Below are 13,150 nucleotides of genomic sequence, written 5' to 3' on the forward strand. Positions count from 1 at the left end.
GGGGAGCTGGCTTGCCTGCTCCCCCCGTTGACCCCCTTGTTTGATAAATCGTGTTCCAACAAAAAGCCCCCGCATCTCACGATACGGGGGCTTTTGTTTTACTGCCTGATCAAGCCGGTTGCAGCACCGACTGACCACTCAGCGCCAGGTCCAGCAACTCACGGTTGGCGACCGCGTACATGGCGTAGTCCGTGCCGACGGCGGCACGGATTTCCACCATCATTGCGCGCCAGCGATCGGCCATGTCCTGGTGCTGCTCAAGCCACAGGGCCACGCGGGCTTCCATGTCTTGTGGCGCGTCGGCCATTTGCAGTACCGAGATGGTGATCGCCCGTTGCTGCCAGTCCACGTCGTCGCGGAAGGCTTCGCGGGCCGCGGCTTGCCAGTTGTTGGCCACCGGCAGATCGCTGATCTGCTGCAGGTACCACGGCAAGTCCAGGGCGCTGCCGACGGCGAAGTAGGCCTTGGCCACTTCGGCGGCGTCATGCCCGGTCACGTCAGCGGCTTCGATGATCGGCAGCAAGGTGTACAGGTGAGTCGTGCCTGCAACCATGCGCGCCAACAACTCCGGTACACCCGCTTCGGTGTAAGCCAGGTAGCGGGTCTGCCAACCTTCACGGGTCGGGCCTTCCAGCAGTTCGTCGAGCTTGAGGCCCAACGCCGCCAGGTGCGGACCGAAGTGTGCGGTGTCGCGGCCAGCGTCCTGCTCGTTGCGACGGCTGCGCAGGAACCAGCGCGTGGCACGGCGGCCCAGGCGCATCAGCTCGTCCATCAGCTCCAGTTGCACGTCGGCGCAGACCTGGTGGTCCAGGGCTTCGATCTGACGGAACCAGTGCGGGAGATGGAAGATGTCACGCACGATCACATAAGCGCCGGCCACGTTCGCCGGGCTCATGCCGGTCGACTCTTTGAGCCGTTGAACGAAGGTGATGCCCATGTGGTTGACCAGGTCGTTGGCGATCTGGGTGCTGACGATCTCACGCTTCAAGCGGTGACGGCGCATCGCTTCGCCGAACTTGGCAACCAGGCTCGGTGGGAACGCGGTCTCCATGTCACGGGTCAGGTAGTCATCATCCGGCACCAGCGACTTGAGCAGCGCTTCCTTGAGGTCGATCTTGCTGTACGAGATCAACACCGACAGCTCCGGACGCGTCAGGCCCTTGCCGGTGGAAGCGCGCTCGGTGAGCTGCTCCTCGGTCGGCAGGTACTCGATGGCACGGTCCAGCTTGCCACGGCCTTCCAGGTCGCTCATCAGGCGCTTGTACTCAGCGGCACGCTCGTAAGCTTTGCGGGCGGCCAGGGACAGGGCCTGGGTCTGTTTGTAGTTGTTGCCCAACACCAGGCTGCCGACTTCGTCGGTCATGCTCGCCAGCAGCTGGTTGCGCTGCTTGTCGGTCATGTCACCGGCCTGCACCACTTCGTTGAGCAAGATCTTGATGTTCACTTCGTGGTCGGAGCAGTCCACACCACCGGCGTTGTCGATGAAGTCGGTGTTGGAACCGCCACCATTGAGGCCGAATTCCACACGACCCAGCTGGGTCATGCCGAGGTTACCGCCCTCGCCCACCACCTTGCAGCGCAACTCGTTGCCGTTGACGCGCAGGGCGTCGTTGGCCTTGTCGCCCACGTCGGCGTGGCTTTCAGTGCTGGCCTTGACGTAAGTACCGATGCCGCCGTTCCACAACAGGTCCACCGGCGCCTTGAGCAAGGCGTTCAGCAGTTCGGTCGGGGTCAACTTGTCGGCCCGGATGTCGAAGCGTTCTTTCATCTGTGGCGAAATGGCAATGCTCTTCGCGCTGCGCGAGAAGATACCGCCGCCTTCGGACATGATGCTGGTGTCGTAGTCGGTCCAGGCCGAGCGCGGCAACTCGAACATGCGCTGACGCTCAACGAAGCTGGTCGCCGGGTTCGGGTTCGGGTCGATGAAGATGTGCAGGTGGTTGAAGGCCGCGACCAGTTGCAGCTTGTCGGACATGAGCAAGCCGTTACCGAACACGTCACCGGCCATATCGCCGACGCCCACCACAGTGATGCTGTCTTCCTGCACGTTGATGCCGCGCTCACGGAAGTGACGCTGCACACCGACCCACGCGCCCTTGGCGGTGATGCCCATTTTCTTGTGGTCGTAACCGGCGGAACCACCGGATGCGAACGCATCGCCCAGCCAGAAGCCGTAATCAATGGCGATGCCGTTGGCGATGTCGGAGAAGGTCGCAGTGCCCTTGTCCGCTGCCACTACCAGGTACGGGTCATCGTCGTCATGACGCACGACGTTGGCCGGAGGCACCAGGGCGCCGTCTTTGAGGTTGTCGGTGATGTCCAACAGGCCGGAAATGAAGATGCGGTAGCAGGCGATGCCCTCGGCCGCGATCTCGTCCCGGCTGCCGCCCAATGGCAGGCGACGCGGCAGGAAGCCGCCTTTGGCGCCCACCGGCACGATGACCGAGTTCTTCACTTGCTGGGCTTTTACCAAGCCAAGCACTTCAGTACGGAAGTCTTCTTCACGGTCGGACCAACGCAGGCCGCCACGCGCGACGTTGCCAAAGCGCAGGTGCACGCCTTCAACACGCGGCGAGTAGACGAAAATTTCAAACTTCGGCACCGGCTTAGGCAGCTCAGGAATCGCGCGCGGGTCGAACTTGAAGCTGAAGTACGACTTGTTCTGGCCGTTGGCGTCGGTCTGGTAGAAGTTGGTGCGCAGGGTGGCCTTGATCAGGTCCAGGTAGCGACGCAGGATGCGGTCTTCGTTAAGCACCTGAACATCGTCAAGGGCCGTGAGAATCGCTTGTTCCAGGCGTTGCTGCTTGTCTTCCAGGTCATCGGCGGTGAGCTTGCGCGCCAGGTAGAAGCGCGTCTTGAACAACCGGGTCAGCTCGCGAGCGATGTCGGTGTGGTTGTTCAGGGTGCTGGCGATGTAACCGAGGTCGAAGCCCAGGCGGATCTGCTTCAAGTAACGCGCGTAGGCACGCAGCAGCGCCACGTCACGCCATGGCAGGCCGGCAGTCAGTACCAAACGGTTGAACGCATCGTTTTCGGCATCGCCGTGGACGATGTGTACGAACGCGTCTTGCAGAGTGTCGTTGAGCTGTTGGATGTCCAGGTTCACGCCTTCGGCGGCGATGAACGCGAAATCATGAATCCAGAACTCACGGCCATTGGCACGGCGCAGGCGGTACGGGAATTCACCCAGCACACGCAGGCCGAGGTTTTCCAGGATCGGCAACACGTCGGACAGTGCCAGCGGCGTGTCAGCGTGGTAGAGCTTGCAATGCAGCTCGCGCTGGCCGGAGACCTGGCCCAGCGGCTGATAGAAACTCATCACCAGCGGGTTGGCTTCGGTCAGGCTGTTGAGGTGCTGCATGTCGACCACAGCCGAATGCGCCGCAAAACGCTCGCGGTAACCGGCCGGGAAGCCTTTCGGGAAGTCTGCCAGCACATTGGTGCCTTGGGCTTCGCCGAAGCTTTCGACGACGAGACTGGAGTAGTCGTCCTGCCAGCTGCGGCAGGCCTGCACCACTTCTTTTTCCAGTTGCAGCGTGTCGATGTCCAGGCGGTTCTTCGGGTCAACCCGCAGAATCAGCTGTACACGGGCCAACACGGATTCAGAGAAGAAGGTCCAGAACTCGCAATCCGAGGCTTTCAGGCGATCCATCAGCACTTGCTGGATCTTCTGGCGCACTTCGGTGGAATAGATGTCGCGCGGCACGTAGGCCAGGCAGTAGCAGAAACGACCGTACGGGTCTTTGCGCAGGAACACGCGGATCTTGTTGCGCTCCTGGATCTGCACGATCGACATCACAGTGCTGAACAGCTCGTCGACCGGGGTCTGGAACAGGTCATCACGGGGCAACACTTCAACCACCTGAGCAAGCTCTTTGCCCAGGTGAGCCTTGGCCTGGAAGCCCGAACGGCGTTCGATTTCCGCAACCTTGCGACGGATATAAGGGATCACCCGCACGCTTTCGCCGTACACCGAGGAGGTGTAGAGGCCCATGAAGCGGTGTTCCTTGATGACCTTGCCGTCGGCGCTGATCTCACGGATCGACACATAGTCCGGATAAGCCGGGCGGTGCACGCGGCTTGGGTGCGCGGCCTTGGCGAACGACAGCACAGTCGGTTCACGCAGGTAGGCCACGGCGTAGTCTTCGATGCGCAGGTCTTCGGCGGTAAGGCCGGCACGCAGCAGTTTGGTCAGGCCGAGGAAGGAGCTGGCGTCATATTCGATATGGCCGCCGTCCGCCTCGTCACGTACCACGAACTCTTCATAGCCGAGGAAGGTGAAGTGGTTGCCCACCAGCCACTCCAGGAAGTTCTTGATCTCGGCTTTTTCTTCGCCGTCGATGCTGAACTGGCTGGCGTCGATACCGTCCAGCAACTCCTGGACCTTGGCCTTCATCGGTTCAAAGTCGGACACGGCCACGCGCACTTCGCCCAGCACTTGCTCAAGCTCTTTGCTCAGCACGTTGAGTTCGGCGGCATTGGCGCAGCGGTCGATTTCCAGGTACATCAGCGATTCTTGCTGGACGCCTTCGCCCTGGGTGCCTTTAGGCAGGATTTCCAGCAACTCGCCCTTCTTGCCACGGCGCACGCTGAGCACGGTGGTTTGCAGGGTGTGGATGCTGTAGCCACGACGGTTCAGCTCGGTACGTACCGAGTCCACCAGGAAGGGCAAGTCATGGTGCAGCACTTCGACCGCTGTGTGGGTAGATTGCCAGCCATGACGTTCGTAATCGGGGTTGTAAACGCGCACTTGCGGGGCGCTGTGGTCAAAGCGCTCAAGCAGGCGCCAGGCAGACAAGGTGCAGCCGGCCAGGTCGGAAAGGCGACGTTGGGTCAGTTCGTCCAGGGAAATAATGCCGAAGAATTGCTCAGCGAACAGCGCCACTTGTGGCAGTGCCTGTTCACTGATGTGCTGCGCCAGTGCCGCTTGCAGTTGATGCTGGAAGTCGGCCTTGCTGGCTGCGGTGAAGAACGCCATCTGTGGTACTCCGCTTGGGCTTGTTATTGATGGAAGCGTCGCGTGTTATCCCCTTGCGGGGAGACCGTCAGCGCTGTTCGTCGGTACGGATAATAAGCACCATAAACGAATCAGGGTGACAGGTGGGTGAAGCTGGACAAGACAGTCAGGTCACATACAACTTCCATAAGAAGTGCACCTTACCAGGCGACGGTACGACGGGCAGGTCAGGCTCCCGGCACAGGGCACATCCGTTGCGCAGCTTAACGAGTGTAGGAAGACAGCTGCTTGCGATGCTGCGACATATTCGGTCATCGGTACGCAGGCTTGAGGTTGCGACTTGGGCAACCTGGATTTTTCCGAAGAAAATCCGGCTATATTCAAGCCTGGGAGTACCGAAAATGACTGGTATTGCCCGTCAGGTCATGCACTGGGTCTGACATATGATGCAGCACAAAATTCGCCGCAATGGCACAATTGCCGAGCTGCGCCCTCCCCCTGACAGGATTTCCCATGCTGCAACTGAACACTGACGCACTGATGGCCACCCCGTGCGACGACGAAGAAGACAACATGGCTATGCTCTGCTGCCACGGTAAAAACGGCGAGATGTTCATGCTCACCCGTTACCCGGATGAAGATGAGGTTGAACTGACCTGGGACTACGAGCCGTCGACCCTCGATGGGCTGAAGGTCACCCTGAGTGACACGACGCTGCTGGTTGAACTGGCCGCCGGGGACGCCGACGCGTTGGGTGGCAAGGATCAGCTGCAGATCACCCACGCCACTGCCGCGTCGGATTTGGCTGAAGTTGAAGAGACCTTGCAGAACATTCTCAAGGGCACCGGCACCTATACCCGAATCTAAACTGCCGCACAGATCAAATGTGGGAGCCAGCTCCCACATGGGCAAGGCAAGCCTTCAGCACAATTTGTGCTGCACACACAAAATTCCTACAAGTTTTCCTAAAAATACCCCGCGCGCCGTTAGTCGCCGCACCCCTCGATGCATTAAAGTAAGCCCCCCAGGCCAGGCGTTTTTTTCTCAATGCCCGGCCAATCTCTCCAGGAACCGTCATCGATGGAACATCGTGAAGCGCTGCTTGCGCTGCGAACCTTTCTTTCTACGCAGATTCTCGGCCAGGAAAAACTCATCGATCGCCTGCTGATCGCGCTGCTCGCCGACGGCCACATGCTGGTAGAAGGCGCGCCGGGCCTGGCCAAGACCAAAGCCATCAAAGAGTTGGCCGAAGGCATCGAAGCGCAGTTCCATCGTATCCAGTTCACCCCCGACCTGTTGCCCGCCGACATCACCGGCACCGAGATCTATCGCCCAGAAACCGGCAGCTTCGTGTTCCAGCAAGGGCCGATCTTCCACAACTTGGTGCTCGCGGACGAAATCAACCGTGCGCCGGCCAAGGTGCAGTCGGCGTTGCTCGAAGCCATGGCCGAGCGCCAGGTCAGCGTGGGGCGCAGCACGTACGAGTTGTCGCCGCTGTTTCTGGTGATGGCCACGCAAAACCCCATCGAGCAGGAAGGCACCTACCCACTGCCCGAAGCCCAGCTCGACCGTTTCCTGATGCACGTCAAAATCGGCTTCCCGGACGCCGCCGTCGAACGGCGCATCCTGCAACAAGCCCGTGGCGAGGCGCTCAACGGCGAAACCAAGCCTGAGCGCCGTGTCAGCCAGCAGGCAATTTTTGCTGCACGCAAGGAAATCCTCGGCTTGTACATGGCCGACGCCGTAGAGGAATACCTCGTGCAACTGGTCATGGCCACGCGCACCCCGGCCAAGTTTGATCCGGAGATGGCCGAGTGGATCGCCTACGGCGCCAGCCCACGCGGTTCCATCGCCCTCGACCGCTGCGCCCGCGCCCACGCCTGGCTGGCCGGTCGCGACTTTGTGAGCCCGGAAGATATCCAGGCGGTGCTGTTCGACGTGCTGCGCCATCGCATCATTCTGTCGTTCGAAGCCGAAGCCGCCGGCATCGACCAGGACCGCGTGGTGCAACGCATTCTCGACGTCGTTGCCGTCGCTTGAACCCCATGAATGCAAGCGATGGGATCCGCGTCACGCTCAGCGAATTGATTGAGATGCGCCACCGCGTGCGCGAAGTGCAGCTGTTTTCCACGCCGAGCCAGCGCAGCCCGCTGATCGGCCTGCACCATTCCAAGCTGCGCGGGCGCGGTGTCGACTTTGACCAGGTGCGCGTGTACCAGGCTGGGGACGACGTGCGCACCATCGACTGGCGCGTGACGGCGCGCACCCAGGAGCCGCACACCAAGCTGTTCCACGAAGAACGCGAGCGGCCGATTTTCATCATGGTTGAACAAAGCTGCCGGCTGTTTTTCGGCTCCGGCCAGATGTTCAAGTCGGTGCTCGCCGCGCAAGCCGCCAGCCTGATCGGTTGGGCGGCGCTAGGCCACAACGACCGCGTCGGCGGGCTGGTGTTTGGCGACAACGAGCACTATGAAATCAAGCCCCGGCGCAGCAAGCAAAGCCTGCTGCAACTGCTCAACCGACTGGTGCGCGTCAACCAGAGCCTCAATACCGAGAGCCGCCCCGAAGCCGACGCCTTGGGCATGGCCCTGCGCCGTGGCCGTGAAGTGCTGCGCCCTGGCAGCCTGGTGATCGTGATTTGCGATGAGCGCGCGCTGACCGAAGGTGCCGAGCAACAGCTGAGCCTGCTGTCGCGGCATTGCGACCTGCTGCTGTTGCCGATTTCCGACCCGCTGGACCACGCCCTGCCTGCTGCGGGGCTGTTGCGTTTTGCCGAGCGCGGCGCGCAGCTGGAACTGGACACACTGAATTTCGACTTGCGCCAAGCCTACAAGGCCCAGGCCGAAGCCCGCATCGCCCGCTGGGAATTACTCGCGCAGAAACTGCGAATCCTGCTGATGCCGTTAAGCACCCAGAGCGAAATGGTCGAGCAACTGCGCGAATACCTCAACCCGCAACGCCCGGTTAAAAAACAATGAGCAGCCTCGATCAACTGCAACCGCTGATCGCCCCACCGGCCATCGGCTTCTGGCCGCCTGCGCCGGGTTGGTGGCTGTTGCTGCTGGTGGTTCCGCTGCTCGGCTGGGGCTTGTGGTCCTTGCGTCGCTTGCTGCCCACGCGCCGCCCGGTGGCTCGCGCCGAACAACCGCTGGACCCGCTGCGCATCACCGCCCTGGCCGAGCTGGCCTTGATGCCCAAACCCTACGACGGCGCACCCGCCGGCGCCTGGCTGCAGCAACTCAACGGCCTGCTCAAACGCCTGTGCCGCAACGACTACCCCTACAGCCAGAGCCATACCCTCAACGGGCGCAAATGGCTGGCGTTCCTCGACAACCGCTGCCCGGCCGCCGGCCTCACACGCTGGATGGTGCTGGTAGAAGGCGCTTACAAACCCGAATGCAAACTCGACGACAAAGCCATCGCCGGCCTGACCCAAGCCGTCGACACCTGGATTCGCAAACATGTTTGAGTTCGCCTGGCCGTGGATCTTCGCCCTGCTGCCATTGCCCTGGTTGATGCGGCTTATCTTGCCGGTGGCCGACAGCGGCGAACCCGCGCTGAAAGTCAGCTACCTCGCCGACCTCGAAGGCCTGGCCCGCCGCCGTGCGCGGATCAACCTACCGGGCTGGCGCCAACAAGCACCGTTCGTGGTGCTGTGGCTGCTCTTGCTCACCGCTGCGGCCCGCCCGGAATGGCTCGGCGAACCCCTGCCGATTGCCGCCAGCGGCCGCGACTTATTGGTCGCCGTGGACGTCTCCGGCTCCATGGACTTCCCCGACATGCACTGGCAGGACGAAGACGTCAGCCGCCTGAGCCTGGTGCAACACTTGCTCGGCGACTTCCTGGAAAGCCGTGAAGGCGACCGCGTCGGCCTGATCCTGTTTGGCAGCCAGGCCTACCTGCAAGCCCCGCTGACCTTTGACCGACGCACCGTGCGCACCTGGCTGGATGAAGCGCGCATCGGCATCGCCGGCAAGAACACCGCCATCGGCGATGCAATTGGCCTGGCCCTTAAACGCCTGCGCCAGCGCCCGGCACAAAGCCGCGTGCTGATTCTGGTCACCGACGGCGCCAACAACGCCGGGCAGATCGACCCGCTGACTGCCGCACGCCTGGCCGCTGAAGAGGGGGTAAAAATCTACCCGATCGGCATTGGCGCCGATCCAGAGCAAACCGGTTCGCTGGGCATTCTTGGCGTCAACCCGAGCCTGGACCTGGACGAGCCCGCGCTGAAAGCTATCGCCGACGCCACCGGCGGCCAGTACTTCCGTGCCCGTGACGGCGATGAATTGCAGAAGATCAAGGAAACCCTCGACCAGCTTGAGCCCGTCGCCCAACAACCGACCCAAGCCCGCCCGGCCCAGGCGCTGTACAGCGCGCCATTGGCCCTCGCGCTGGTCCTGAGCATGTTGGTGGTGATCCAGGAACGCTGGCCCAACAACGCGCTGCAGCGCTTCTTTAATAAACTCTCGACCCAGGGCAATTTCCTGCAACAGCACCCTGAATGGCGCCAGCGCCTCAAACGCCTGCGTTTGCGGAGGCGTCGATGATCGACCTGTGGCCGCACTGGTTCCGTCCTTGGTGGCTGTTGCTGTTGCCGCTGCTCAGCTGGCTGCTGTGGCAGCTGTGGCACCGGCAAAAGCGCGCCGGGCGCTGGCAGATGATCCTGCCGCCCGCCTTTCATGCGGTGTTGCTCAGTGGTGGCAACGGCCGCGAGAGCAAATCGCCCTGGGTGGTGCTCGGCATCGCCTGGCTGCTGGCCGTGTTGGCCTTGCTGGGCCCAAGCTGGCAAAGGGTTGAACAGTCCAGCCAGAAACCCGCCGACCCGCTGGTGGTGCTGCTGGAATTGACCCCGGAAATGCTCGCCACCGACAGCCCGCCCAATCGCCTGGAGCAGGCACGGCGCAAGCTGTATGACTTGCTGCAAGCGCGCGCCGACGCACCGACCGCCATCGTCGTGTATGCCGGCAGCGCCCACACCCTGGTGCCGCTGTCGGATGACCTGGCCACCAGCCGCAACCTGCTCGAAGCCCTGCGCCCCTCGATCATGCCCGTGCCCGGCCATCGCGCCGACCTCGCCGTGGAGAAAGCCCTGGGCTTACTCAAGCAAGGCGGCCTCGGCCAAGGGCGCTTGTTGCTGGTCGGCTCGTCCCTGTCGAAACAAGAACGCCAAGGCATCCGCCTGCAGTTGCAAGGCGCGCAGGCGCCGACCTTGTCGATCCTCGGCATCGGCAGCCGCGAAGGCACGCCGGTGACCCAGGAAAGCGGCGAGTTCCTCAAGGATGAACAAGGTGCGATCCTGGTGCCACGCCTCGACAGCCCGACCCTCAAGGCCTTCGCCAGCGAAATGGGCGGCCACTACCGCGCCGCGCGCCTGGACGACAAGGACCTGCGCCAACTCAACCTGCTCGATGGCCCGCAAACCCTGCGCAACGACGGCCAACTGTTGCACCTCGACAGCTGGGCCGACCAGGGTTACTGGCTGCTCCTGCCGCTGTTGCTGCTTGGCGCCTGCGCCGGGCGCCGCGGCTGGCTGTTTTGCCTGCCATTGCTGCTGTTGGTCGCGCCGCAGCCCAGCTATGCCTTCGAGTTTCAAGACCTGTGGCTGCGCCCCGACCAGCAGGGCCAGTACCTGCTGAAGAAAAAGCGCCCGGCCGAGGCTGCCGAACGCTTCGAGAACCCGCAGTGGCAAGGCGTTGCCCTGTATGAGGCGGGCAATTACGCCGAGGCGATCAAGCGCTTTGCGCTGAGCAACGACGCCTACTCCCACTACAATCGAGGCAATGCGCTGGCCAAGTCCGGCGAACTGGAAGCCGCCATCGACGCCTACGAACAGGCGCTGGAAGCCCAGCCCGACCTGCAACCGGCGCTGAAAAACAAAGCCTTGGTGGAAAGCCTGATGCAGCAACACGCTCAGCCTGACCCCGCCAAACCCGAAAAAAACGAGGATGACGAAACCACCCAACCCGGCCAAACTGCGCAACCGGGCACAAGCGGGCAAAGTGCTTCAGGCGGCGAACAATCGTCCCAAGGCCAGGGCGAGGCCGGCACGGGCGATACTCAAACCGGCGGCACGCCCAAAGCCGGCGGCAACGACTTACCGGGCAGCGAACTGGGTGATGAACAAACCACCACCCCGCCGCTGCGCCCCGCCGATGCCAGGATTGACGGCGAGCATCGCCAAGCGTTGGAGCAATGGCTGCAGGAGATCCCGGACAACCCTGGCGAACTGCTGCGGCGCAAATTCTGGTACGAACAGCAACAACATCAGGACAAGACTCGATGAGCCGCCGCACCACCCTTCTGCTCCTGCTCGCGTTAACGGCAGGCCACGCCCAGGCGGCGAACCTGGTTGCCAGCGTCGACCGCAGCCGCCTCAATTCCGGGGAAACGGTGGAGCTGACGGTGGAATCCAGCGACGTCACCCAGTTCGGCAAACCCGACCTGTCGCCCCTTGATGCGCAGTTCGAAGTCAGCGGCACGCGCCAGATCAACCAACTCACCACCCTGGGCGGCGATAACCACGCCACCACGCGCTGGATCATCACCCTGTTGCCCAAGGAAAACGGCACGGTGGTGATTCCGCCGCTGCAAGTGGGCGAACTCAAGACCCAGCCGATCAGCCTGCAAGTGGTCGAAACCGCCAGCCAGAACACCAGCGCCGAGCTGGCGCCAGTGTTCATCGAAGCCAACCTCGACCAGAGCAGCGTGTACGTCCAGGCCCAGGCCTTGTTGACCGTGCGCGTGTACCACTCGGTGTCGCTGTACGACGACAGCAGCCTCACGCCGTTGCAGATCCCCGATGCACGCGTCGAGCAACTGGGCGAGTCGCGCACCTACGAAAAAGTCATCAACAGCATTCGCCACGGCGTGATCGAGACCCGCTACGCGATCTACCCGCAGCACAGCGGCGCCTTGGTGATTGCGGCGCAGACCTTCAGCGCCACCCTGGTGGAATCGCGCCCGCCCCAGGAGAACACGCTGCAAGGCACCAAGCCGGGCAAGCTGATTCACGTCAGCTCCGCCGAGCTGGCGCTGAACGTCAAGCCCAAGCCGGCGCTGTACCCGGCTGACGCCCCCTGGATACCGGCCCGCAGCCTGACCCTGACGCAAGCCTGGAACCCTGAGCCTGAGCACGTACAAGTCGGCGACTCCCTGACCCGCAGCCTCACGGTCAAGGCCGAAGGCTTGTCCAGCGCGCAACTGCCGGCCCTGCCCAGCACCGACATCAACGGCCTGCGCCGCTACCCCGACCAACCGGTGCTCGCCAACCAGAACAACGACCACGGCCTGACCGGCAGCCGCGAAGACCGCGAAGCGCTGGTGCCGACCCGCGCTGGCGCCGTCGAACTGCCGGCGGTGGAAGTGGTGTGGTGGAACACCCACGAAGACCACCTCGAACGCACCAGCCTGCCCGCCCACACCCTGCAAGTGGCGACCAACCCGAGCCTGGTGGTGGACACGCCTGCCACGCCAACCGTGATTACAGCACCGGACGATGACCGCCTGTGGCTGTGGCAACTCAGTACACTGATCTTCATCTGCACCACCGTGCTGGGCTTTGGCCTGTGGTGGCGTGCGCGCCGCCAACCCGCCGTGCAGCGCACCGCGCAAACCGGCCCGAGCCCGCGCTCGCTGCTCGACGACCTCAAGCGCGCCACCCAGGCCAACGACCCGCAAGCCACACGCCAGGCACTGGATGCCTGGGCGCGGCAACAGCCGGAAACCCTAGCGGATATGGCGGCGCGGTTTGTGCCGTTGTCGGATGCTCTCGACGGATTGAACGGCGCGCTCTACAGCGAAGGCGGCCATTTCTGGCTGGGTGAAGACTTATGGCGTGCGGTCAAAGCCATCCCGATAGCCGAGCGCGAACACGACCCGGCGACCGATACCACCAGCTTGCCGCCGCTGTATCCCAAGTAAACCTCAGCTACCTGACACCACAAAATCCAAGTGGGAGCTGGCTTGTCGGATCGCTGCGATGCAGGCACCTTGGTGTGTCAGGCATAACCCGTTGATGCTATCGCAGGCAAGCCAGCTCCCACAGAAAAGCAGAGCACTGCGGTGCTGGCAGCCGAACTCGCTCCCACAGTTGGATCTCGGTACATCAGACAGAGAGTGTGCTGCTGTGCTTTTGCCCTGCTTTTGCTTCAACCACTCAGGTCGGCTACTAGGCCGCCGTGCTCTTGCTTT

8 protein-coding genes are annotated in these 13,150 nt (G+C 62.7%); 7 read left to right on the plus strand and 1 reads right to left on the minus strand.

All coding sequences use genetic code 11. The features are described from left to right. Positions 1 to 109: 109 nt before the first annotated feature. A complete protein-coding gene (locus ACI77I_RS25655; protein ID WP_094952753.1) occupies positions 110 to 4,978 on the minus strand; it encodes an NAD-glutamate dehydrogenase in 4,869 nt (1,622 codons plus the stop codon). A 492-nt stretch (positions 4,979 to 5,470) separates the two neighbouring features. Between ACI77I_RS25655 and ACI77I_RS25660 the strand changes: the two genes are divergently transcribed. From ACI77I_RS25660 to ACI77I_RS25690, 7 genes are all read left to right on the plus strand, one after another. Beyond that, positions 5,471 to 5,824 carry a hypothetical protein gene (locus tag ACI77I_RS25660; RefSeq protein ID WP_406998931.1) on the plus strand — a complete coding sequence of 118 codons (354 nt, stop codon included), beginning with the start codon at positions 5,471 to 5,473 and terminating at the stop codon, positions 5,822 to 5,824. Positions 5,825 to 6,037: 213 nt separating this feature from the next. Further along, positions 6,038 to 6,997, plus strand: coding sequence for a MoxR family ATPase (locus ACI77I_RS25665; protein ID WP_017739127.1), 960 nt, complete (start codon positions 6,038 to 6,040; stop codon positions 6,995 to 6,997). A 5-nt stretch (positions 6,998 to 7,002) separates the two neighbouring features. Continuing rightward, the gene (locus tag ACI77I_RS25670; RefSeq protein WP_094952755.1) at positions 7,003 to 7,935 is read left to right on the plus strand and encodes a DUF58 domain-containing protein; all 933 of its coding nucleotides are present in this window, start codon (positions 7,003 to 7,005) and stop codon (positions 7,933 to 7,935) included. Further along, positions 7,932 to 8,426, plus strand: coding sequence for a DUF4381 domain-containing protein (locus tag ACI77I_RS25675; RefSeq protein WP_094952756.1), 495 nt, complete (start codon positions 7,932 to 7,934; stop codon positions 8,424 to 8,426). Before ACI77I_RS25670 ends, ACI77I_RS25675 begins: the two co-directional genes overlap by 4 nt. Then, positions 8,419 to 9,507: a VWA domain-containing protein gene (locus ACI77I_RS25680; RefSeq protein ID WP_094952757.1), complete on the plus strand. Its 1,089-nt coding sequence runs from the start codon at positions 8,419 to 8,421 to the stop codon at positions 9,505 to 9,507. Before ACI77I_RS25675 ends, ACI77I_RS25680 begins: the two co-directional genes overlap by 8 nt. Then, positions 9,504 to 11,243, plus strand: a complete 1,740-nt coding sequence (locus ACI77I_RS25685; protein WP_406998933.1) for a tetratricopeptide repeat protein — start codon at positions 9,504 to 9,506, stop codon at positions 11,241 to 11,243. Before ACI77I_RS25680 ends, ACI77I_RS25685 begins: the two co-directional genes overlap by 4 nt. Next, positions 11,240 to 12,880, plus strand: a complete 1,641-nt coding sequence (locus tag ACI77I_RS25690) for a BatD family protein (RefSeq protein ID WP_406998935.1) — start codon at positions 11,240 to 11,242, stop codon at positions 12,878 to 12,880. Before ACI77I_RS25685 ends, ACI77I_RS25690 begins: the two co-directional genes overlap by 4 nt. Positions 12,881 to 13,150 lie beyond the last annotated feature (270 nt).

The organism is Pseudomonas sp. D47 (assembly GCF_045447305.1).
Taxonomy (GTDB): domain Bacteria; phylum Pseudomonadota; class Gammaproteobacteria; order Pseudomonadales; family Pseudomonadaceae; genus Aquipseudomonas.